At 43.1% G+C, this 22,114-nt stretch carries 17 protein-coding genes; 8 read left to right on the top strand and 9 right to left on the bottom strand.

All coding sequences use genetic code 11. From position 1 onward, the window contains the following. Positions 1-21: 21 nt before the first annotated feature. The 3 genes from lipB to SNE25_RS29620 all read right to left on the bottom strand — a co-directional run bounded on the left by lipB (position 22) and on the right by SNE25_RS29620 (position 2,324). Positions 22-777, bottom strand: coding sequence for a lipoyl(octanoyl) transferase LipB (gene lipB, locus SNE25_RS29630; RefSeq protein WP_321562617.1), 756 nt, complete (start codon positions 775-777; stop codon positions 22-24). Continuing rightward, positions 777-1,421, bottom strand: a complete 645-nt coding sequence (locus SNE25_RS29625; protein WP_321562616.1) for a 4'-phosphopantetheinyl transferase family protein — start codon at positions 1,419-1,421, stop codon at positions 777-779. Before SNE25_RS29625 ends, lipB begins: the two co-directional genes overlap by 1 nt. Positions 1,422-1,946: 525 nt before the next feature. Beyond that, positions 1,947-2,324: a winged helix-turn-helix transcriptional regulator gene (locus SNE25_RS29620; RefSeq protein ID WP_321562615.1), complete on the bottom strand. Its 378-nt coding sequence runs from the start codon at positions 2,322-2,324 to the stop codon at positions 1,947-1,949. A gap of 239 nt (positions 2,325-2,563) precedes the next feature. Between SNE25_RS29620 and SNE25_RS29615 the strand changes: the two genes are divergently transcribed. The 3 genes from SNE25_RS29615 to SNE25_RS29605 all read left to right on the top strand — a co-directional run bounded on the left by SNE25_RS29615 (position 2,564) and on the right by SNE25_RS29605 (position 7,305). Further along, positions 2,564-3,721, top strand: a complete 1,158-nt coding sequence (locus tag SNE25_RS29615) for an alkene reductase (RefSeq protein WP_321562614.1) — start codon at positions 2,564-2,566, stop codon at positions 3,719-3,721. Between the two features lie 137 nt (positions 3,722-3,858). Next, positions 3,859-4,395, top strand: a complete 537-nt coding sequence (gene dcd, locus SNE25_RS29610; RefSeq protein ID WP_321562613.1) for a dCTP deaminase — start codon at positions 3,859-3,861, stop codon at positions 4,393-4,395. 186 nt (positions 4,396-4,581) lie between these two features. Continuing rightward, positions 4,582-7,305, top strand: a complete 2,724-nt coding sequence (locus tag SNE25_RS29605; RefSeq protein WP_321562612.1) for a TonB-dependent receptor plug domain-containing protein — start codon at positions 4,582-4,584, stop codon at positions 7,303-7,305. A 231-nt stretch (positions 7,306-7,536) separates the two neighbouring features. Here SNE25_RS29605 and SNE25_RS29600 read toward each other — a convergent pair whose 3' ends face one another. Continuing rightward, the gene (locus SNE25_RS29600; protein ID WP_321562611.1) at positions 7,537-8,394 is read right to left on the bottom strand and encodes a hypothetical protein; all 858 of its coding nucleotides are present in this window, start codon (positions 8,392-8,394) and stop codon (positions 7,537-7,539) included. A 113-nt stretch (positions 8,395-8,507) separates the two neighbouring features. Here SNE25_RS29600 and SNE25_RS29595 point away from each other — a divergent pair, with 113 nt between their 5' ends. Both SNE25_RS29595 and SNE25_RS29590 read left to right on the top strand, forming a co-directional pair. Further along, on the top strand, positions 8,508-8,789 hold the full coding sequence (locus SNE25_RS29595) for an ATP-dependent Clp protease adaptor ClpS (protein ID WP_321562610.1): 282 nt from the start codon (positions 8,508-8,510) through the stop codon (positions 8,787-8,789). Positions 8,790-8,819: 30 nt separating this feature from the next. Then, the gene (locus SNE25_RS29590; protein WP_321562609.1) at positions 8,820-9,377 is read left to right on the top strand and encodes a histidine phosphatase family protein; all 558 of its coding nucleotides are present in this window, start codon (positions 8,820-8,822) and stop codon (positions 9,375-9,377) included. Positions 9,378-9,683: 306 nt separating this feature from the next. On the opposite strand, the gene SNE25_RS29585 is transcribed toward SNE25_RS29590, so the two are convergent. The 4 genes from SNE25_RS29585 to SNE25_RS29570 form a co-directional block, all read right to left on the bottom strand. Then, the gene (locus SNE25_RS29585; protein ID WP_321562608.1) at positions 9,684-11,135 is read right to left on the bottom strand and encodes an IS1182 family transposase; all 1,452 of its coding nucleotides are present in this window, start codon (positions 11,133-11,135) and stop codon (positions 9,684-9,686) included. Positions 11,136-11,274: 139 nt separating this feature from the next. Then, positions 11,275-12,342 (bottom strand): branched-chain amino acid aminotransferase, encoded by a 1,068-nt coding sequence (locus SNE25_RS29580; protein WP_321562607.1) that lies wholly within the window; start codon positions 12,340-12,342, stop codon positions 11,275-11,277. 849 nt (positions 12,343-13,191) lie between these two features. Then, positions 13,192-14,874: an energy-dependent translational throttle protein EttA gene (ettA, locus tag SNE25_RS29575; RefSeq protein WP_321562606.1), complete on the bottom strand. Its 1,683-nt coding sequence runs from the start codon at positions 14,872-14,874 to the stop codon at positions 13,192-13,194. A gap of 101 nt (positions 14,875-14,975) precedes the next feature. Beyond that, positions 14,976-15,491 (bottom strand): hypothetical protein, encoded by a 516-nt coding sequence (locus tag SNE25_RS29570; protein WP_321562605.1) that lies wholly within the window; start codon positions 15,489-15,491, stop codon positions 14,976-14,978. Positions 15,492-15,997: 506 nt separating this feature from the next. On the opposite strand from SNE25_RS29570, the gene SNE25_RS29565 reads away from it, so the two are divergent. Then, positions 15,998-18,532 (top strand): ATP-dependent Clp protease ATP-binding subunit, encoded by a 2,535-nt coding sequence (locus tag SNE25_RS29565; protein WP_321562604.1) that lies wholly within the window; start codon positions 15,998-16,000, stop codon positions 18,530-18,532. A 223-nt stretch (positions 18,533-18,755) separates the two neighbouring features. On the opposite strand, the gene SNE25_RS29560 is transcribed toward SNE25_RS29565, so the two are convergent. Further along, on the bottom strand, positions 18,756-19,880 hold the full coding sequence (locus SNE25_RS29560; RefSeq protein ID WP_321562603.1) for a carboxypeptidase-like regulatory domain-containing protein: 1,125 nt from the start codon (positions 19,878-19,880) through the stop codon (positions 18,756-18,758). Between the two features lie 156 nt (positions 19,881-20,036). On the opposite strand from SNE25_RS29560, the gene SNE25_RS29555 reads away from it, so the two are divergent. After that, the gene (locus SNE25_RS29555) at positions 20,037-20,450 is read left to right on the top strand and encodes a hypothetical protein (RefSeq protein ID WP_321562602.1); all 414 of its coding nucleotides are present in this window, start codon (positions 20,037-20,039) and stop codon (positions 20,448-20,450) included. A 139-nt stretch (positions 20,451-20,589) separates the two neighbouring features. Further along, positions 20,590-22,041, top strand: a complete 1,452-nt coding sequence (locus SNE25_RS29550; protein ID WP_321562601.1) for an IS1182 family transposase — start codon at positions 20,590-20,592, stop codon at positions 22,039-22,041. Positions 22,042-22,114: the final 73 nt, after the last annotated feature.

The raw sequence follows: 22,114 nt of genomic DNA, 5'->3' as shown, positions 1-22,114 counted from the left end.
AAATTAAAAATAAAGCTTTCATCATAAAATCTCCATACCAAAAAGTACGGAAATATGATGCTTTAGGATTTTTTTAACTTCATTTATATTAACCACGTGCCCCAGTTCTTTTTGCATGGAGGTTACTGCCTTATCATCAATACCACAGGGGACAATATTTCCAAAGTAATCCAAATCGGTGTTGATATTAAATGCCAGGCCGTGCATGGTTACCCAGCGGCTGCAGCGCACGCCCATGGCGCATATTTTTCGGGCGTGTTCATTATCGGCATCAAACCAAACACCGGTGTAGCCCGGGTAACGGCCTGCCTTTAAACCGTAATCGGCCAGGGTTAGTATAACGGCTTCTTCCAGTGTGCGCAGGTACAGGTGTATATCGGTGAAAAAATTATCGAGGTCGAGAATCGGGTATGATACAATTTGCCCCGGGCCGTGATAGGTAATATCGCCGCCGCGGTTAATGGTATAGTATGCTGCGCCCTTTTCTTTCAGCCCGTTTTCATCAAGCAGTAAATGTTCGGGTTTGCCACTTTTACCTAAAGTGTATACATGCGGGTGCTCGCAAAATACGAGGTAATTAAAAACCTCGTCGGGCATAAAAGGTTCAAAGGTATCTGCGGGTACTAACGTTTTCGCGGCTGCCTCGTACGCCAGTTCGCTGTTGCGGTTATGGAGCTTGGTTTTTACCGAAGCGGAAAACAATTCTTCTTGCTTGTCCCAGGCCTGCTGGTAATCAATCAAACCCCAATCCTGAAAAAATACTTTTTTGTTCTTCATTATATTGAACCCTTTACATAGCCAATCATATAATCTTCATACTGCAGATAGCCTACATTGTAATGCAGGCTTACCTCCTTTTTATGAAGATGGGCGTTGAGTTGTCCCGGAGCATCAAAACTAAAAGCCTCCAGGAAAATATTGTCGGCAAATGATACTTCTTTTTCGCCGTTGCATTTATAAACGGCTTCCTTGGCACACCAGCAAACATACAATTGTTCAATTTTATGCTTCGGGTCAATAAAGGCCAGTTCATCCGGGCGCATGAACTTACCGGCAATACGCTCTACCTTTTGTTTTACCTGTTCAATATCAATGCCCACCTTATGCGTTTTGCTGATCATTACGGCGGCATAATCAAACGAGTGGCTTAATGATATATGATAGGGGAGGTTTACCAGGTAGGGCTTGCCATGGGCATCAACCTTGCAGTCAATATACTCGTCGGTAAGCAGCATTTTACGCAGCAGCACGCGGGTGCCCAACCAATGCAGGTGGCGCTTGCCGTTGCTTAGTTTTTCAACATAAGCTTTTTCGTCATCGTCAAGTTTTAGTTGTTTGTACAGGTCGTCAGCCTCTTCTTCAATTTTCCAGAGCGCAAATTCGGTATCGTCATCAATCCGCTGCCTGTATGCTATTGCCATAATAAGTAAAGTTGCAAAATAGGTGACAAACTTATGTCAAATAAATTTAATTAAAATATAGATAGTATCAAGTAATTAGTATCAGGTATCAAGACAGTCAATTTGGGTTTTGAGATCCTGTTATTTTACGCATTTGTTTAATGTAAAAAAATGTCATTGCTGTAAAGAGCCTCACCCAACCCTCTCCAAAGGAGAGGGCTTGAAAAAGCATTGTGAGGTCTTTTCTTCTGGGGGAGAATTTCCCGCAATCAGACATTTTTGGCGCTCGTGAGCTACTTCGCAGTTCAGAGGGGGCTTTTCGTTCGTACCTCGAGATGACAATTAGGAATTTAAGAATGGTTCTCACACCCTCTTTGCGCCAAAGGCGAAGAGGGTCGTCCAGCGAAGCGCAGACGGGGTGAGTCTTCTGCAGAAGTCACTCTGTAATGTTTGCGATTGCTTCGTTCCTCGCGGTGGCGTGCGTTTTTAAAAGGTAGTAATGAGGTACAGAAGAAAAAATAAACCGAGCAGGAAACCTTTAAAAAGTTATAACAAAGTGCTACCCGTCTCAGTCTTTTTATTTTCTATAGAAGCGATGCCCCAATTTGTTAATGCATCAAAAACGGTTTGAAGGGACTGGCCTAAAGCGGTTAGCTGATATTCAACGCGTGGCGGAACCTCCGGATAAACAATCCGGGTAATAATGCCATCCTGTTCCATTTCGCGAAGCTGGGCAGTCAGGGTCTTTTCTGAAATATCTGCCAGCTTGTTATTAATGAGGCAATACCTTACCGTTTCGTCTTTGCGCAATACATCATAAATCCTCAGCTTCCACTTGCCGCTAATTGCAGCCAACGCAAGTTCAATTGCGCAAGTGTCGGGATTTGTTACCCAGTCAGATCTGCGTGTCCTGTTATAAGCCATTTTAGTATTTACCGCAAAAATACATCAGGAAATGGGTCATTACATCCAAACCCAATGTTAATATACTGTCATAAGTATAAACTAAATCAATTTTTTCAATTTGACAAACCCCTGTAAATGAGCAATACGAACCTTTATTACCGTAACGAACTATTGTGTAAGTTATTGTATTTGAGGTATATGCATTGTTATTTTGCTAAGGTAAAAAGGGCGGATAGCTCAAAAACACTAAAATCAAAATGAAAAATATTTCACTATTTGAACCTCATGATATGGGTTCAATACAATTGGAAAATCGCGTTGTGATGGCCCCTATGACCAGAACACGCACATCATTAGGTGATATACCTAATGCCATGATGGCTAAATACTATGGGCAACGTGCAAGCGCCGGATTAATTATTGCCGAGGCCGCTGATATTGCCCCCCACGGTAAAGGTTATCTGTGGACACCTGGCATCTATTCGGATGCGCAAGTGGAAGGGTGGCAATTGGTAACTAATGAGGTTCATCAAAACGGAGGCAGAATTTTTTTACAGGTATGGCACGTGGGCCGTATGTCTCATACTTCCATGATGCCCGATGGGCAGGCGCCATGGGGTGTTACTGACGTACAAGCAGTAGGATCTGACGTGTTTGCACATGATGCTAATGGCAGATTAACATTTGTACCGGCAAGTGCCCCCAGGATGCTTGGAACTGAAGAGTTGCCCGGCCTGATCGCGGACTTCAGACAGGCTTTCCGTAATGCGGCAAAAGCAGGATTTGATGGTATCGAGCTTCATTCGGCTAATGGTTATCTGTTAGAGCAGTTTCTGAATTCCACACACAACACACGCAGTGATCAATACGGAGGCCAGACTGTGGAAAACCGCAGTCGTTTTTTGCTGGAGGTAGTCGATGCAGCTATTGAGGAATTAGGGGCCGATAAAATTGGGATCAGATTTTCACCATTTGGCCGTTACAACAGCACCCCTGAAGATCCTTCTGCAGAAGAAACATTTCTTTATTTATATAATGAACTGAACCGCCGCGGCATCGCCTATATCCATCTTCTTTATCAACTGCTGCCTGTTGGAAATATGCAGGAAGTTACTAAGTTTGAAGAGACGCACCTGCCAGATGAATTTGTTAAAAAGACCCGCGATATTTTTAAGGGTACCATTATCTGGTGTGGTAGTTTTACTAAAGATGCTGCACAATTAGCATTAACTACCGGTTGGGTAGATATGATCGCTTTCGGTCGGCCTTTTATAGGAAACCCGGATCTGGTAGCACGTTTCAAAAATAACTGGTCATTAACAGTGGCCGACCGTTCTGCTTATTATACCAGGAACGGAGAAATTGGCTTCACAGACTTTCCTAATTTTAATCCTGCACAGGAAATTGAATTATAAGATATAGAAAAGCGGCCACCTTGTAAGGCGGCCGCTTTGTTTTCAGCCTTTGTTAAAAAAATCCTGATACCTGATACTAACTACTTGACACTATAGCTTGCCTATTGATTTAATTAGTTATAATTTAGGCCCCTAACATGATATTATCAGATAAGCGTATTCTCGAAGAAATTGAAAAAGGCAACATCATTATTGAACCTTTTAAACGCGAATGCCTGGGCACCAACTCGTACGATGTGCATTTAGGCAAACACCTGGCCACCTATCGCGATAGGGTGCTGGATGCCAAGGTTCATAATGAAATTGATGGCTTTGAGATACCCAAAGAGGGCTTTGTACTGCAGCCCAATACGCTTTACCTGGGTGTTACCATGGAATATACCGAAACACACAGCCATGTACCTTTCCTGGAAGGTAAATCGAGCACCGGCCGTTTGGGTATTGATATACATGCCACAGCCGGTAAGGGCGACGTTGGTTTCTGCAATACCTGGACGCTCGAAATTTCATGTGCCCAGCCTGTGCGTATTTACCCGGGCATGCCTATTGGTCAGCTGATTTATTTTGTGGTTGAGGGCGATATTGAAACCATGTATAATACCAAAAGCAACGCCAAATACAACAACCCAACAACACGCCCGGTTGAAAGCATGATGTGGAAGAATAAATTTTAATCAAATTATTTTTCGCGGCATTAAACCTTTAAATTCAATCATTGTCAAAGTGTAGATTGAGCCTGCGCCTGTAATATAAAAAGCTTAATTTACAGCACTAAACATTTTACCTTTAGCAACCTTAAACCTTTACAAAACGTATCATCTAAAAGATATTTTGTGTAGATTGAATTTATATTTAATGTCATGAAATACAGGAAATTATCTGCCGGTTTACTGGTAACTGTAGTTATAACGCTGATTTTTGGATTTACAGGTCCCGGCGATGATCTTTTAGGTAAGCTGGTAGATCAACTTTATAAATGGCGGGCAGAGCATCCGCAGGAAAAAGTTTACCTCCATCTTGACAAACCCTATTATGCCGCGGGCGATGACATCTGGTTTAAGGCTTATGTAACCATAGGTAGCAAACACCAGCTCTCGGCTTTCAGCGAAATATTAAATGTAGATCTTATTGACGAAAATGATTCGGTAAAGCGTAGTGTTAAACTCCCATTAACAAGCGGGCTCACCAATGGCGATTTCACGCTGCCAGATACCATAGCTGCCGGTAACTATCGCATACGGGCCTATACCAATTGGATGCGCAACGCCGGCGATGATTATTTTTATGATAAAACCATCACTATTGTAAGTGCTATTAATAACAAGGTTTCTACCAGAACCAATTTTACGTACGGCTCTCTGAACGGTAAGGAAAAGGTAAACGCGCTCATAAATTTTACTGACCAAAATGGCACCCCCTATGTTGGCAACGACGTAAGTTACCAGGTTGTACTCAACGGCAAAATTATATTTAAGGGCAAAGGTGTTACCGATGATAAGGGTAACCTTGATGCTGCTTTTGTTAATACAACCCCCAGCCCGGCGGCAACGGGCCATATTATTACACATATAAAACTTATTGATAAAAAAGTTATCACCCGCACAGTGCCCATCAAGGCGGTATCAAACAAGGTTGATGTACAGTTTTTCCCTGAAAGCGGCAGCCTGGTAAACGGTGCGCAATCAAAAGTTGCCTTTAAGGCCGTTGGCGCCGATGGCCTGGGCACAGATATAAAAGGAAATATTGTTGACGACCAAAACAAGGTTATTACTGCATTTAACAGTACCCATTTGGGCATGGGCGTGTTTAACTTAAAGCCCGAAAGCGGCAGAGTTTACAAGGCGCGTGTAGTTTATGCCGACGGTTCTGAAGGTGATTTTAATTTACCCAAAGCGGCTGATGATGGCTATGTGCTGAATATTGATAACACGACGGGGGATGACCTTGTGGTAAAAATATTACCAGGAACAAGCCTTATGCGGAGCGGCGCCCCTACCGACGGACTGATATTGGTTGGTCAAAGCGGGGGTGAAATTTATTATGCGGGCAAAAGCCCCGATGGCGGTAAAACATTTACATCAGCAATCCCTAAAAGTAAATTCCCTACGGGTATTGTGCAGTTTACCCTCTTTTCGGAAAAGGGCGAACCACTGAACGAGCGTTTGGTGTTTATTCAAAACCCCGATCAGCTTAAGCTTTCGGTATCCGCCGACAAGCAGCAATACAGTCCGCGCGAAAAGGTGACCATCAGCCTCAACGCTAAAAATAAGGACGGTAACCCCACCATAGGCAGTTTTTCGGCCTCGGTTATCGATATGTCAAAAGTGCCGTTTGACGAAACAGCAGAAGAAAGTATTTTCTCGAACGTGCTGCTCACTTCCGATTTGAAAGGCTACATTGAAAAGCCCGGTTATTATTTTGCCAGCGATAACGCCAAAACCCGGGCGGACCTTGATGTGCTGATGCTTACACAAGGCTATCGCCGTTTTGAGTGGAAACAGGTTATTAATGATGCTTTTCCACCGGTAGTTTACCAGCCCGAAAAAACGTTAGCCATATCAGGTCATTTAAAAACCTTTGGGGGCAAGCCCGTTCCTAATGGTAAAGTAACATTGTTTACCACCGCAGGCGGTACGTTTATTTTAGATACCGTGGCCGATGCCCAGGGTAAATTTACCTTCAATAACCTTGTTTTTAGGGACAGTATCAAATTTGTGGTGCAGGCCCGTACAGCCAAAGACCGCAAAAACCTGGAGATAGAATTGGATAACATAGCCCCGCAGCCGGTAGGTAAAAATAAAAACACGCCCGATATACAGGTAAGTATTAACGACGGCCTTTCCACCTATTTACAAAACAGCAAGAAACTATTTAATGAGCAGGTAAAATATGGCATAGGCAACCATACCATAGTATTAAAAGAGGTGGTAGTAAAAGATACCCGGGTAACGGCTGTACAGCATTCATCAAACCTGAACGGACCGGGTAACGCCGACCAGGTGCTTACTTATAAGGATATTGAAAATATGGGTAATCAGCAGTTATCCAATATACTGCAAGGACGATTGGTGGGTGTAATATTTCGGGGAGGAGTACCTTATTCCACCCGTGGCGGAACCAGGCCGATGCAATTAGTGATTGACGGGGTTTATCTGGAAGGGGATCAGTTAGATAATATAGTAGCATCTGATGTTGCCAGTATTGAAGTTTTACGCTCAGGTGGAAACACTGCCATTTATGGTTTCAGGGGAGGAAACGGATTAATAGTAATTACCACCAAGCGCGGTGATGAAGGCGCTGTTTATAACCGTTATGCGCCGGGTGTGGTTACCTACTCGCCTAAGGGATATTATAAAGCGCGTGAATTTTACTCGCCCCAGTATGACGATCCTAAAACAAATACACAAATGCAGGATCTGCGCTCAACTATATACTGGCGACCAAGTATCATAACCGATAAAGATGGCAATGCTACGCTGTCATTCTTTAATGCCGATGGAAAAGGCACCTGTCGCATAGTAATTGAAGGCCTTGATGCCGATGGCACCCTGGGCCGGCAGGTCTATAAATACAAGGTTGAGTAGTAAAATTCAAAATTAAAAAGTGCCGGGTGTCATGTTGAGAACCGTCGAAGCATAGTGGGAGGGCTTCTGCGCTCAACCCTTCGACGTGGCTCCTGACGAGCCTTTAGTGATTTATTAAAAAAAAGATTTGTCATCCTGAACGCAGTGAAGGATCTACTCTCCAGTAGGCACATCGGCAAACAGATGCTTCACTGCGTTCAGCATGACAACGGGAAATTTTGAATTTGCAATCTACTTAGCCAAATAAAACTTCTCCCAGAAATCAACCGACTGGGATATTTCGCTACGGCCAGCCTGGCTTCCGCCGAAACCGCCACCTCCGCGGCCACCTCTGCCACCACGACCGCCGCCCATGCCGCCTCCGCCACGACCACCTCTGCCGCCGCCACCAAAACCGCCGCTTTGATGATCGGGATTTTCTGCGCCTTCGCCTTTGGGCCTTTGTATGCCATTTATTTTAAAATTAAAGGCCCATTCGTTTTTAGTAATATCATCGGTGTGGAAAAATTGCAGGGGGATGGCTATTTCATAAACAAGATTTCCTTCGGCATCATAGTCAATAGCCGCTTTAATGCCGTAAGTGTTTGAGGTTGTTATCATATCGCCCTCAATATCTTTAAAACCTTCTACCTTAATATTGCGGAGTTTGGTTACCCGCTCACGCATGAGCTCGTCGCGGTCCTCCTTGGTAATTTCGCCGTCCTGGTTACTGCGTTTGCCAAATTCGGGCGGTGCGCCGGGATCTGCCAGTGGGAAGGTGAGCGAAAAGCTTTCCTTTTTTTTGCCTTTGGTGTCAATGCCTAAAGTAATACCGGCATTTAAAATACGCATTTGGTTTATCCTGTCGCTGATGCGGACGACCGCGTAAAGCATGGTTTTGTCATTGGCCAGCGTGTAGCCAATCTTCTTTTCATCATTGAAATAGCGCAGGGTGTCGCCCCAGTCTTTCAGGCTGCCATCAACAGCAATGGCGCCGGCAGGCGCCTTTAAGGTGGTTTGATCTGTTTTGGCAGATTGCGCGTTGACCGCGGTAACTAAGCACAATAAAAAAGCAGGTGTGAAAATAAAGCAATAGAACGCTTTTTTCATGGGTTTGGGGAGTTTAGGGTTTTAAATAAGGGGTTATTGTAACATGATTTTTAAGCCCATTAAACATAATTTTAACATATTTATTATTGTTTTTGAGTAAATTTGTAGTTACGATGTCAACCGAAACGCAGGAAGAAACACTCACACTCGAAGAAATACTGGCCGGATTGAAAGAAGTTCACCGCCTTATATTATGGAACGATGATTTTAACACCTTTGATCACGTGATCCATTGCATGATGAAGTATCTTGATTACTCTGAAGCACAAGCCGAAAAAATAGCCTGGAAAGTTCATAACGAAGGGAAATGTGCCATACTGGAAGGCTCATTCACCGAAATGGAAATTTACCGCAAAATATTGCAGCAGGAAGGTCTTACTGTTAGTGTGGAGTAGTAGGTTGTTAATTTTGCCTGATATCCTGTCATGAAAAAAGCAGCATTTATTTTCTTACTGATAGTGTTTGCGACAGGCCTGGTGGCGGTCGACGCACTGGCGCAAGGCAAAAATCTTAGGCTGATCTTTATTCGCCATGCCGAAAAACCTGACGATGGCGATAACCTGTCGTGTATGGGCCTTAACCGGGCCATGAAGCTCCCCGAAGTTTTAAAAGCAAAATTCGGTGTACCAAGTTATGTGTATGTCCCGGCACTGCACCTCGGTAAATCAACCCCGCGGGGACGCATGTTCCAAACCGTTTCGCCTTTCGCCATTAAATATAATTTAACTGTTAACAGCAGCTTTGAGGAGGAAAATGCCGCAGGCTTAGCCGTCGAACTAACCGCAAAAAAAGGAACCATACTAATTGTATGGGAACATAGTCAGATTAAACCTATCCTGAAAGCCCTTGGCCTCAATGTTAAAAACCTGCAGTGGCCCAATGATGATTTTGATACCATCTGGATTGTTGGTTATAAAAAAGGTAAACCTTTTTTAACAGTTGATAAAGAGGGCATAACGCCGATGGCTAATTGCAATTTTTGACGAGTAAGGGCCTGTCATCCTGAGCTTGTCGAAGGATCGCGCGTAGAGGCCTGCCCACCATGCTTCGACGGAGCTCAGCATGACAGCCAAATAATATGCCAACAAAAAAGGTGCGCCGTTCGGGAGGGCACTGAAAAAGTAGTGCAATAAAACGAATTACGAAAAGCGATCAAGAGAAAAGGCAACTTTTACTTGGTCGCTTTTTTGTTCTGATTGCTTTTGTGTGGGTGATTTAATGTGGATAATACGGGCCTATAGGAGTTTGGGGAGTGCAAAAAACGGCTAAATACCTCTTTTTATTGTTTTTTAGGCGATCAGTTTGATGATCCTTTTCAGATTGACAGTAAAGATGGCCAATGCGCCCTGCATCTGCATGTTTTCGATACCATAAGCTATCGCCCGGTCATAACCATGAACGTTTTTTAGTTCACTGTTTTTGGCTTCGATCTTATACCTGTGTTTGATGCTTTCCTTATATTGTGTCGTTTCCTGAAAAGCCATCTGTTGTTGGTGCAGGTCTGACTTTATGCTTACAGAATAGGTCTTGGTTTTTGCCCCAGGTTTGTAGCAACCCTCCCTAAATGGGCAGATTTTGCATTTTTCAACATCAAAGTAATACGTGTCTGTCTGATTTGTTCCAACGTTCTTTTTTCCCTGTCTTGATTTTCGTATGGACAAATGCCCTGCAGGGCAAACGAACATATCAGCGTCTTTGTTATAATCGAACTTATCTTCTTCTTTTCTAAACCCCTGGGTAATGGTTGGGTTTAGTTTGGCTACCACCTTAATATCCTGTCCGTTCATTAACGCAAGGTTCTCTTTTCCTGAATAAGCTGAATCGCCGATAATCTTTTCTACGTTGATCCCATTGTTTTGGCTGATTTCTAAAAGTTTGGGAAGCTCCGGACCATCACCTTTTTCACCCGATGTGATTACGGCAGCGGTAATGATGCGTTCCTCGGTCATCGCCAGATGGGTCTTATAACCAAAGAATGAGCTATCAGCTGATTTATGGCCGGTTTTGGCATCCTTGTCTTTAGATACTATATAGTGCTCCTGAGTATCTGCTACTGTCTCTTTCAATAGATTCAGTTTTTCTTTTACCGCAGGTATCTGGCATAACGGTTGATCGGCTTCAATATACTTTTCCAATGCACTGCAATAAGCCAGTTCTTTTTCCAATTCGTCGGCTGTGTTCTTTTCGGGCATGCCTGCCTTCATATCTTCATCTATCGCATAAACAGCTTTGCGGAGTAACTTTGAACGTTCCCGCAATACTTCCAATGCTGAATACGGGTTGGATCTCGACAGGGAATGGGTAGCATCAACAATAATGGATTTTGAGCGGATGAGCCCTTTTTCAATAGCTATGGTCACCGTTTTACCAATAAGCAGGTTTAACAGATCATTATCCTTTAGCCGCAGCTTTCTGAACTTGGTCAATGAACTGGGATCAATAACTTCTTCTTCAGGCGACATATCCAGGAAATATTTGAAAGACATGTCATACTGCGAACGCTCAACCACATCAACGTCTGAAACCGTATAAACCGTTTTCAACAACAGATACTTGAACATCCGTACAGGGCTTTCTGCTGCCCGGCCGTTAGTAATGCTGTATTTGCTGATCAGTTCATCATAGATAAAGGTAAAATCTACCAGGTCATTGATCTTCCGCAGAAGATTGTCTTTAGGAACGATCAGGTCATATAAGCCCGAAAACGCGCTAAAATGGATCTTTTGTTGTTGAACGAGCATCTTGTAGTGGCTTTCTTTTGACACTTCAAGATACAAAAAACGGGGTTGAAAAACTGATTTTTCAACCCCGTTTAGCCTATTTAGACTTTTTCAGTGCCCTCCCGTTCGGCGCACCTTTTTTGTTTACTAATAAGATCAATTAACCTACCAGGTAGTTCCATCCGTAGGTATCTGGCGCGTTACCATATTTTACGGCATCAAGCGTAGCTAAAACTTTTTGCGAGAACTCGCGGTTTTTTGGGTCGCTCAGAAAATACTCTTCGCCGTCAACACTGATAGAACCTACAGAGGCAATGGTTGCTGCGGTACCTGCACCAAAGGCATCGGTAAGTTTGCCGTTTTTGGCGCCTTCAATAATTTCAGCTACGGAAACTTTGCGGGTTTCAACCGGGATGCCCCATTCTTTGGCTAAGGCGATAACTGTGTCGCGGGTTACACCATCAAGAATGGTATCTTTTGCTTCCGCGGTGATCAGTTTACCGTCAAGCAGGAACATAGCGTTTGCGGCGCCCATTTCTTCAATGTATTTGTGCTCTTTGGCATCTGTCCAGATCAATTGGTCAAAGCCTTCTTCGGTTGCTTTACGGGCAGGCAGCATCGAGCTGCCATAGTTGCCGGCAGCTTTTGCAAAGCCCATACCGCCTTCTGCAGCGCGGGTGTAGTAAGTTTCTATTTTAACACGCAGTGTTTTTGAAAAGTATGGTCCAACAGGGCCGGTAAGCACCATGTATTTGTAAGTTGATGATGGTGTTACACCCAGGTATGGGTCAGTAGCAAACATAAACGGACGGATATACAAGGCGTGGTTTGCTTTAGTTGGTATCCAGTCGCGATCAATATCAACCACGGTGGCCATACTTTGTAAAAATATTTCTTCGGGCAAAGTTGGCATGCATAAACGCTCTGCCGACTTGTTAAAGCGGATGGCGTTTTTATCGGGGCGGAAGATAGTAACTTTTCCGTCGGCATGTTTGTAGGCTTTTAAACCTTCAAAAAATGCCTGACCGTAATGTAATGCAGAAATTGCCGGACTAAGCCCAATTTCGCCGTAGGGAATGACCTGGAGGTTTTTCCATTCACCATCGGCATAATCGGCCACAAACATATGGTCAGAAAATGTTTTTCCGAATGGTAAGTTGTCAAAATCCGTTTCAGCTAAACGGGAGTGAGTGGTTTTGGTGATCTTGATGTCCAGCGTCTCAGTCATGGCCTTAATGTATTATAAATTAGAAAACGGCAATTTAAGGATTTTTTTACTCACTTGATATAAGGAATTGATAGTTAGGGTATTTTTTGGGGAGAGTGACATATTTATGACAGGAAATTAACGGAGCGAGGGTTCTTCAAATAAAAACGCATTGCTCGGTGTAAAGACAAACGAACGGAGTGAGTTCATTATCTGATTAGAAAACACATGTCATTGCGAGGAACGAAGCAATCGCGAACATTACAGAGTGGTTAAGCCTATCGCATACCCGCTCTTGGCCGCGGGATGGCCAGTTACTTTTGTTGCCACAAAAGTAACCAGACCGAGCGAAGCGAGATAATGAGCACCAATAAAAACAAAAATAACTGCGAATAATGGCTGTCAGCAGAGGAGCTTCTTTGCACACAGCGCCTTGCCCTGCAATCAGGCAGAACCTCGGGCTGCAATTATTTTGCCCAACTTCGTTCGCACAGGCCCTCGCTACAGCAAAAACTTGCTATGCCCATGCAGCCGCACAAGTCCAACAAGTTCTGCCTGCTTTGGTCTGAAGCTTATCTGTTGACGGGGAAAAGAATCTAATCATGTCATTGCGAGGAACGAAGCAATCGCGAACGTTACAGAGTGCTCGCGCCCCTTGACTCACCCGATCTGCGCTTCGCTGGATCACCCTCCTTTGGCTTTGCCGCAAAGAGGGTACAGAAAAATTAAATAAAAACGCGCCATTGCGAGGTATGAAGCAATGACGCGCGGTATATAAAAAGTCTCTTCCCTTCAGGGGGGAGATTATTCGCGATAAGCTATTTTTGGGTGCTCATGAAGGCTTCGCCGTTTATAGATGGCTTTGACTTCTTACACTGTCAGCTTTTTATACTTAATTCTTTTTGGTGCCACATCACCAAGTCGTTTTTTGCGGTTTTCCTCGTAGTCGGAGTAGTTACCTTCAAAAAAGTAAACCTGTGAGTTGCCTTCAAACGCCAGGATGTGAGTACATATACGGTCGAGGAACCAGCGGTCGTGGCTGATCACTACCGCGCAGCCGCCAAAGTTTTCCAAAGCTTCTTCCAGTGAACGCAGGGTATTTACGTCAATATCGTTGGTGGGCTCATCCAGCAGCAATACGTTCGATCCTTTTTTAAGCGTGATGGACAAGTGTACGCGGTTACGTTCACCACCCGACAGCACACCTACTTTTTTCTGCTGATCGGCACCGTTAAAGTTGAATTTGGATACATAAGCACGCGAGTTAAGCGGACGGTTGCCTACCATAATGGTTTCCAGGCCGCCGGTTACGTTTTCCCAAACAGATTTGTTAGGGTCAAGGTCATCATGCATCTGGTCAACGTAGCCAAGGGCAACGGTTTCGCCAACGCGGAAAGTGCCCGAATCTGGCTTGTCTTGCCCGGTAATAAGGCGGAACAGGGTGGTTTTACCCGCACCGTTTGGCCCGATGATGCCCACAATACCTGCCGGCGGCAAAGAGAAGCTCAGGTTATCGAACAACAATTTATCGCCATAAGACTTGCTTACGTTGTTAGCTTCAATCACCACATTACCCAAACGCGGGCCCGGTGGAATAAACAGTTCCAGTTTTTCTTCGCGTTCCTTAGTTTCTTCAGATGCCAGTTTTTCATAGTTGCCTAAGCGGGCCTTTGATTTGGCGTGGCGACCTTTAGGGCCCATGCGCACCCATTCCAGCTCACGCTCCAGGGTTTTCTGACGTTTGCTTTCGCTTTTTTCTTCCTGCGCCAGGCGTTTGGCCTTTTGGTCAAGCCATGAAGAGTAGTTGCCTTTCCAAGGAATGCCTTCGCCACGGTCAAGTTCCAGGATCCAGCCTGCAACATTGTCAAGGAAGTAACGGTCGTGCGTTACGGCTATAACAGTACCTTTATATTGCTGTAAATGCTGCTCCAGCCAATCAATTGATTCGGCATCCAGGTGATTGGTAGGCTCATCAAGCAGTAAAACATCAGGCTCTTTTAATAATAAACGGCAAAGTGCCACCCGACGGCGCTCACCGCCCGATAGTACCGAAATTTTAGTATCCGGTTCGGGGCAGCGTAGCGCATCCATGGCGCGTTCCAGTTTGGTATCAAGCTCCCAGGCGTTCACGGCATCTATCTGATCCTGCAGCTCACCCTGGCGCGACATCAGTTTATCCATTTTATCGGCATCGCTATAATATTCTTCCAGGCCGAATTTTTCGTTTATCTCTTCGTACTCTTTTAATAAGGCAGTAGTTTCGGCAACGCCTTCTTCCACCACTTCGCGCACGGTTTTTTCCGGGTCAAGCTCGGGTTCCTGGCTCAGGTAACCAACAGTGTAACCCGGTGAAAAAACAACTTCGCCTATATTGGTTTTATCAATGCCTGCTATAATTTTTAATAAGGACGATTTACCCGAACCGTTTAAACCGATAACCCCAATTTTGGCACCGTAAAAAAAGGACAGGTAAATATTTTTTAAAACTGTTTTTTGGGGAGGATAGACTTTGCTAACCCCAGCCATTGAAAATATGATCTTTTCGTCTGCCATTTGGTAGTATAATTAGTAGAGAGGCAAATATCTATTAAAAGGATAATTAATGCAATGCGAAAAAGGGTAAAAGCCGTTAAATTAATTTGGTAGCAAAATAATTACCTGCTGGCGGCCTCGCCCCTGATCCTTAATTGGGGTGGCTTGGTTGATATCCGCATTAATAAAACATTAGGTAGCGCTGTTTTAAAATAAGGTGTTTCGGCAGCTTTTACCACACTTACATTTTTTACGAACATGGCGGGGATGCGCACGTTGGCAGTGTCGGTGAGTAGTTTATCGTCAATAATATAAATTACGGCTTTATGCCTGTCGGCCTTTGCTGTATTCGCACTCCGGATATCATTTAATGACAGGAGCTTATCTTTCAGTAGCTTACCAACTATACTATGGTCCTTAAGGGAGATAAAAAGCGCGCCATTGGGATATTTTTCATTCTTATCAACATGTACATCAGATATCTCATCCGGATTTAAATAGGTTATGTATTCATTGCTTACTTTAACAGAATCAAGAAAATAAAGCGGCGGTTTTATTCGGTTTAGAGAGGACGATTTAATTTGCGCGCCGGCGGCTAAGGCGGCGAGTGTAAATAAAAATAGGGTTAAGATTTTCATGGTATAAAGCAAATAGTTTAGCAAACTTGCTCAGTTTGGCACACTTAAAAATACAATATAAGTTAAAGCAAAACAGCATATATACTTGTTATGTTATTATTGCGTTAAAACAAGTGTATTACGGCAACTGTGACACACATTTTTGCGTATATAACTATATAAGCGGAGTAAACCTGTATTAATGCCTAAATGTCATATAAAGTGACGAAATGCCCGTTTTGATGCCCTGGCAATAAATAGTTGTTGAAATGTTTAAACTATTTTGAGTTTTTACTATCAAATAGGTGTATTTTAGTTTGTATATTGTAAAAAATAAAGCCGGGTGGTAGGTTTTTCGATAAAAATTATTGAATAAAGCTAAACTTTAATAGCTTGCGTATCATATCAATGTCTGTTTCTGCAAACCATTAAATGTTGGCAATATTGTTGATAAATGTTAAGTCAAGCGTCGTGGTTTGTAAAAACAAAATTAATAGATTAGGACGTTCATAATAAGAAAGGTATATATGGAAGCTAAATTTTCGCCGAGGGTTAAGGATGTTATTCAATATAGCAGGGAAGAGGCACTACGCCTGGGGCACGACTATATAGGAACAGAGCATCTTTTACTGGGGCTTATCCGGGATGGAGACGGTGTTGCAATTAAATTGCTGAAAGGATTGAACGTTGACACAGCAAAACTGCGCCGCGCCGTTGAAGATGCCGTAAAAGGAACTATTGGAACAAACGTACATATTGGCAGTATCCCATTAACTAAACAAGCCGAGAAAGTACTAAAGATAACTTATCTTGAAGCCAAGATATTTAAAAGCGATGTAATTGGAACCGAGCACCTGCTGCTGTCCATACTTCGCGATGAAGATAATATTGCTTCGCAGATACTGGTACAGTTTAATGTAAACTACGAAGTATTTAAAGGAGAAGTAGAATCGCACAAAAATGATGTAACTGACGAAATGCCTGGTTCACCAACAGGCGGCGATGATGATTTTAAAGAAGAAGAATCATTTAGCCAGCCTAAAAAAGTATCGGACATTAAATCAAAAACACCTGTGCTTGACAACTTTGGCCGCGATTTAACCCGCGCCGCCGAAGATGGTAAGCTTGACCCGATTGTTGGTCGTGAAAAGGAAATAGAAAGGGTTTCGCAGATATTATCACGCCGTAAAAAGAACAACCCTATATTAATAGGTGAGCCTGGTGTTGGTAAATCGGCCATTGCCGAAGGACTTGCACTGCGTATTGTTCAGCGTAAAGTATCACGTGTGTTGTTTAACAAACGTGTAGTTACACTTGACTTGGCCTCATTGGTTGCCGGTACAAAATATCGCGGCCAGTTTGAAGAGCGTATGAAAGCGGTAATGAACGAATTGGAGAAATCACCTGATGTTATTTTATTTATTGATGAGATACATACTATAGTAGGTGCAGGTGGTGCTTCCGGCTCGCTTGATGCCTCCAACATGTTTAAACCTGCTTTGGCAAGGGGCGAAATCCAATGCATTGGCGCAACCACTTTGGATGAGTACCGCCAGTATATTGAAAAAGATGGCGCGCTTGACCGTCGTTTCCAAAAGGTAATGGTTGAACCAGCTACCCCGGTTGAAACTATCGAGATCCTGAACAGGATTAAAGAAAAATACGAAGAGCACCATGGTGTAACCTATACTCCCGAAGCAATAAATGCCTGCGTTAACTTAACCACCCGTTACATTACCGATAGGTTTTTACCAGACAAGGCTATTGACGCTTTGGACGAATCGGGCTCACGTGTTCACTTAACCAATATCCACGTGCCTCAAAACATTTTGGATATTGAGCAAAAGATTGAGCAGATAAAGATTGAAAAAAACAAGGTTGTTCGCAGCCAGAAATATGAGGAAGCGGCTCAGTTACGCGATACCGAAAAGAATTTGCTGGTAGAGCTTGATCAAGCCAAAGCATTGTGGGAAGCCGAAACAAAATCAAAACGTTACACTGTAACCGAAGATAATGTGGCCGAAGTGGTATCAATGATGACCGGTATACCTGTACAAAGGGTAGGCCAGGCCGACAGCCAGAAACTGCTGCACATGGCAGATACTGTTGCCAGCAAAATCATTGGTCAGGATGAGGCTATTAAAAAGTTAACCCGCGCTATACAACGTACACGTGCAGGCTTAAAGGATCCTAAAAAACCTATTGGTTCGTTTATTTTCCTGGGCCCAACCGGTGTTGGTAAAACGGAGCTTGCCAAAGAGCTTGCCCGCTTTATGTTTGATACCGAAGACGCGCTGATACAAATTGATATGAGCGAATACATGGAAAAATTCGCGGTATCTCGTTTAGTAGGAGCGCCTCCGGGCTACGTGGGTTACGAAGAAGGCGGACAGTTAACCGAAAAGGTACGCCGTAAACCTTACGCCGTAATATTGCTTGATGAAATTGAGAAAGCTCACCCGGACGTATTTAATATCCTGTTACAGGTATTGGACGAAGGACAGCTGACCGATTCATTGGGCCGTAAGGTTGATTTCAGGAACACCATCATTATCATGACATCAAATATTGGTGCCCGTCAGCTGAAAGATTTTGGACAAGGTGTTGGTTTCAGCACTAATGCAAAAACTTTGCAGGCCGATACTCACTCACGCGGTGTTATTGAAAACGCTTTGAAACGTGCTTTTGCGCCTGAGTTTTTGAACCGTATTGATGACGTGATTGTGTTTAACTCATTAGGTAAAGACGAGATCTTCAAAATTATTGATATTGAGTTGGCCTTCTTGTTTAGCCGTGTTAACGGTTTAGGTTTCAAAATTGAACTTACCGAAGCCGCTAAAGAGTTTATTGCCGACAAAGGTTATGATTCGCAATTTGGTGCACGTCCGTTAAAACGTGCCATTCAGAAATATCTGGAAGATCCAATTGCCGAAGAAATACTGAAAGGTGAATTGAGCGAAGGCGATATTATGTCAGTTGACTATGACAAAGAAGCCAATGAGATCAAGATCATCGACAAAAAAGGCGAAAGCAAAGAGCCTGAACAGGAAGAACAAAAATAATTGATCTTTCTGGATAAATAGAAAACCCGGACAAATGCCGGGTTTTCTTGTTTGAGGCGCGGGAAGAGAGACGCATGTGATGCGTCTCTACGTTTTTATTGTAAAGACACATCACATGTGTCTTTTTTTATTGAAATGTTTAGGGTGTTATGTTGATTCCAGGAGTCAGTCTGAGCCTATCGAAGTATGGTCGGTTAGTCTACACACGTAAACAAAGATCTGGTTACTTACCCTGCGCAGGCGGTTCATAATCAACCGGGAGCATCTCGGCCATGCGGTAAATTCCCCAATCGCCTTCAAAAATAATACTGCGCGGATTGCTGATGATACCGTTGTTATCAAAAAACGCATAGGCCTCGTGTTCGTCCGGCGTGGCAATGGATGTCGCGTAATCGGGCATATCAAGCGGACGGTAAATATCGTCGGGAGTACTGCTACTTTTTTTGTTGTACATGATATAAAGGCAGTCATTAAAGCCAAGTGCGTAAAAACCGGCTTTATCGGTACGTTTTGCAAAAGCGCTTAAATCAAGCGGTTGTTTGATCAGCGTTTGTAAGTATTTGTTCTTACTGTCGAACAGACCACCTTTGTACTCAGGGTTTGGTTTGCGAATTAGTTTGAACACCTCAAACCCCTGGGATGTTAACTGGTTAGTGATGATGCTGCGCAAAAAATGCATAGGCGAGCCAAGATAAGCATCTTGTCTGTGCTTTTTCCATTTGCGTATTTTGCCTTTGTTTCCCTTCATATCTTCAAATACCGATATACCCTCATAGTAAAGAAAGCCTTTGCCGGAGTCGTAACTGAATTTGTTGAGCTTATATTTAATCTTATAACCCAAAGCCTTGTTTTCCACCTCCAGAAAGTCATATGACGATGCCTCAAGGGTATGTGTTTTTTTGTCATACTCAAAATCAAGCAGGTCAGGGTTTAATATACGGCATTGTGCGGCGTTAGCGGTTGTGCCTAAAAACTGGCGTTTAAACTGGGCATAATATCTTTCCCAATTGGCATTGGGCTGAATTTTTACTTCTTTGAGCTCAATGGTTTTAGGTTTAAGCGCTATAACAGATAAGGTGATATTGCTGTTGTTTACTAACAACTGCTGACTGTGTGTTTCGTAACCCACAATTGATACGATAACATCATACTGGCCCGGCCTTACATTGCTTAGCATAAATGACCCATCGTCGGCAGTTTTATTGCCGGTACTTGCATTATTTAAAAATACGCTGGCGTTAGCCACCGGTTTCTTATCGTCTGCGTTTATAATTTTGCCGGTGATTTTTAACTGGGCAAAACAGACCGCCGGGAGTAATAATATGAATAAAAGTGAAAACCTAAGCATTAGTTAAATATAAACTAATATTTTAGTTGATAAAAGTATTTTTATTTATTTTAATATAAATACACCCTTTATGCACTTAAAAATAAAATAAACAAAAAAACGTTAAACCTTTTTAAGAAATTCGCGTCTTATCTAATAATTACAAAACATAGCTTTATGAAAAAAATCTTGACTCTCGTATGCTGCACTATATTACTGGCAGCAACATCCTGTACTAAAAAGTATATTACTCCTTCTAACATTACTGCAATTTATACCATTACCGGAACCACCGGTTGGAAAGTTTATACAGATGATGCCGGAAATAAATCATGGTCATCAGTTTTGAGCGACTTACCTGAGCAAGATCAGTATGCTCAGGAAAATGGTGGGGTATTAGTTTATATTTCCTATGACAAAGGAGTTACTTATGAAGCACTTCCTGAGGTGTATAATGGTATTTCGTACAGTTACACCAGCGAGGTAGGAGCAGTGACTATATTTGCCCAGGGAGCTAATGGATCTCACCTTGCCCAGGCACCAGCCGATGATATTAAGGTAAAAGTAGTATTGGTTGATTCTGCCCAGTAATTACTCAAGGTATTAACAAAAAGCGCCGTGCAATTTGCGAGGGCACTGAAAAAGTCTAAATAGGCTAAACGGGGTTGAAAAATCAGTTTTTCAACCCCGTTTTTTGTATCTTGAAGTGTCAAAAGAAAGCCACTACAAGATGCTCGTTCAACAACAAAAGATCCATTTTAGCGCGTTTTCGGGCTTATATGACCTGATCGTTCCTAAAGACAATCTTCTTCGGAAGATCAATGACCTGGTAGATTTTACCTTTATCTATGATGAACTGATCAGCAAATACAGCATTACTAACGGCCGGGCAGCGGAAAGCCCTGTACGGATGTTCAAGTATCTGTTGTTGAAAACGGTTTATACGGTTTCAGACGTTGATGTGGTTGAGCGTTCGCAGTATGATATGTCTTTCAAATATTTCCTGGATATGTCGCCTGAAGAAGAAGTTATTGATCCCAGTTCATTAACAAAGTTCAGAAAGCTGCGGCTAAAGGATAATGATCTGTTAAACCTGCTCATTGGTAAAACGGTGACCATAGCTATTGAAAAAGGGCTCATCCGCTCAAAATCCATTATTGTTGATGCTACCCATTCCCTGTCGAGATCCAACCCGTATTCAGCATTGGAAGTATTGCGGGAACGTTCAAAGTTACTCCGCAAAGCTGTTTATGCGATAGATGAAGATATGAAGGCAGGCATGCCCGAAAAGAACACAGCCGACGAATTGGAAAAAGAACTGGCTTATTGCAGTGCATTGGAAAAGTATATTGAAGCCGATCAACCGTTATGCCAGATACCTGCGGTAAAAGAAAAACTGAATCTATTGAAAGAGACAGTAGCAGATACTCAGGAGCACTATACGCTATCCAAAGACAAGGATGCTAAAACAGGCCATAAATCTGCAGATAGTTCCTTCTTTGGTTATAAGACGCATTTGGCGATGACGGAGGAACGGATTATTACCGCTGCGGTGGTCACTTCGGGAGAAAAAGGCGATGGGCCGGAACTTCCCAAGCTTCTGGAGATCAGTCAGAACAACGGCATTGAAGTAGAAAGGATCATCGGCGATTCGGCTTATTCAGGAAAAGAGAACCTTGCGTTAATGAACGGACAGGATATTAAGGTGGTAGCCAAACTAAACCCAACCATTACCCAGGGGTTTAGAAAAGAAGAAGATAAGTTCGATTATAACAAAGACGCTGATATGTTCGTTTGCCCTGCAGGGCATTTGTCCATACGAAAATCAAGACAGGGAAAAAAGAACGTTGGAACAAATCAGACAGACACGTATTACTTTGATGTTGAAAAATGCAAAATCTGCCCATTTAGGGAGGGTTGCTACAAACCTGGGGCAAAAACCAAGACCTATTCTGTAAGCATAAAGTCAGACCTGCACCAACAACAGATGGCTTTTCAGGAAACGACACAATATAAGGAAAGCATCAAACACAGGTATAAGATCGAAGCCAAAAACAGTGAACTAAAAAACGTTCATGGTTATGACCGGGCGATAGCTTATGGTATCGAAAACATGCAGATGCAGGGCGCATTGGCCATCTTTACTGTCAATCTGAAAAGGATCATCAAACTGATCGCCTAAAAAACAATAAAAAGAGGTATTTAGCCGTTTTTTGCACTCCCCAAACTCCTATAGGCCCGTATTATCCACATTA

The organism is Mucilaginibacter sabulilitoris (assembly GCF_034262375.1).
Lineage (GTDB): Bacteria > Bacteroidota > Bacteroidia > Sphingobacteriales > Sphingobacteriaceae > Mucilaginibacter > Mucilaginibacter sabulilitoris.
This window is presented reverse-complemented; position numbering and strand designations above follow the sequence as displayed.

Coding starts and splice junctions, on each gene's coding strand:
- ettA (WP_321562606.1), bottom strand. CDS start 14,874: ATGGCAGACGAAAAGATCATATTTTCAATGGCTGGGGTTAGCAAAGTC.
- SNE25_RS29580 (WP_321562607.1), bottom strand. CDS start 12,342: ATGACTGAGACGCTGGACATCAAGATCACCAAAACCACTCACTCCCGT.
- SNE25_RS29595 (WP_321562610.1), top strand. CDS start 8,508: ATGTCAACCGAAACGCAGGAAGAAACACTCACACTCGAAGAAATACTG.
- SNE25_RS29590 (WP_321562609.1), top strand. CDS start 8,820: ATGAAAAAAGCAGCATTTATTTTCTTACTGATAGTGTTTGCGACAGGC.
- lipB (WP_321562617.1), bottom strand. CDS start 777: ATGAAGAACAAAAAAGTATTTTTTCAGGATTGGGGTTTGATTGATTAC.
- SNE25_RS29585 (WP_321562608.1), bottom strand. CDS start 11,135: ATGCTCGTTCAACAACAAAAGATCCATTTTAGCGCGTTTTCGGGCTTA.
- SNE25_RS29560 (WP_321562603.1), bottom strand. CDS start 19,880: ATGCTTAGGTTTTCACTTTTATTCATATTATTACTCCCGGCGGTCTGT.
- SNE25_RS29565 (WP_321562604.1), top strand. CDS start 15,998: ATGGAAGCTAAATTTTCGCCGAGGGTTAAGGATGTTATTCAATATAGC.
- SNE25_RS29605 (WP_321562612.1), top strand. CDS start 4,582: ATGAAATACAGGAAATTATCTGCCGGTTTACTGGTAACTGTAGTTATA.
- SNE25_RS29555 (WP_321562602.1), top strand. CDS start 20,037: ATGAAAAAAATCTTGACTCTCGTATGCTGCACTATATTACTGGCAGCA.
- SNE25_RS29620 (WP_321562615.1), bottom strand. CDS start 2,324: ATGGCTTATAACAGGACACGCAGATCTGACTGGGTAACAAATCCCGAC.
- dcd (WP_321562613.1), top strand. CDS start 3,859: ATGATATTATCAGATAAGCGTATTCTCGAAGAAATTGAAAAAGGCAAC.
- SNE25_RS29550 (WP_321562601.1), top strand. CDS start 20,590: ATGCTCGTTCAACAACAAAAGATCCATTTTAGCGCGTTTTCGGGCTTA.
- SNE25_RS29625 (WP_321562616.1), bottom strand. CDS start 1,421: ATGGCAATAGCATACAGGCAGCGGATTGATGACGATACCGAATTTGCG.
- SNE25_RS29570 (WP_321562605.1), bottom strand. CDS start 15,491: ATGAAAATCTTAACCCTATTTTTATTTACACTCGCCGCCTTAGCCGCC.
- SNE25_RS29600 (WP_321562611.1), bottom strand. CDS start 8,394: ATGAAAAAAGCGTTCTATTGCTTTATTTTCACACCTGCTTTTTTATTG.
- SNE25_RS29615 (WP_321562614.1), top strand. CDS start 2,564: ATGAAAAATATTTCACTATTTGAACCTCATGATATGGGTTCAATACAA.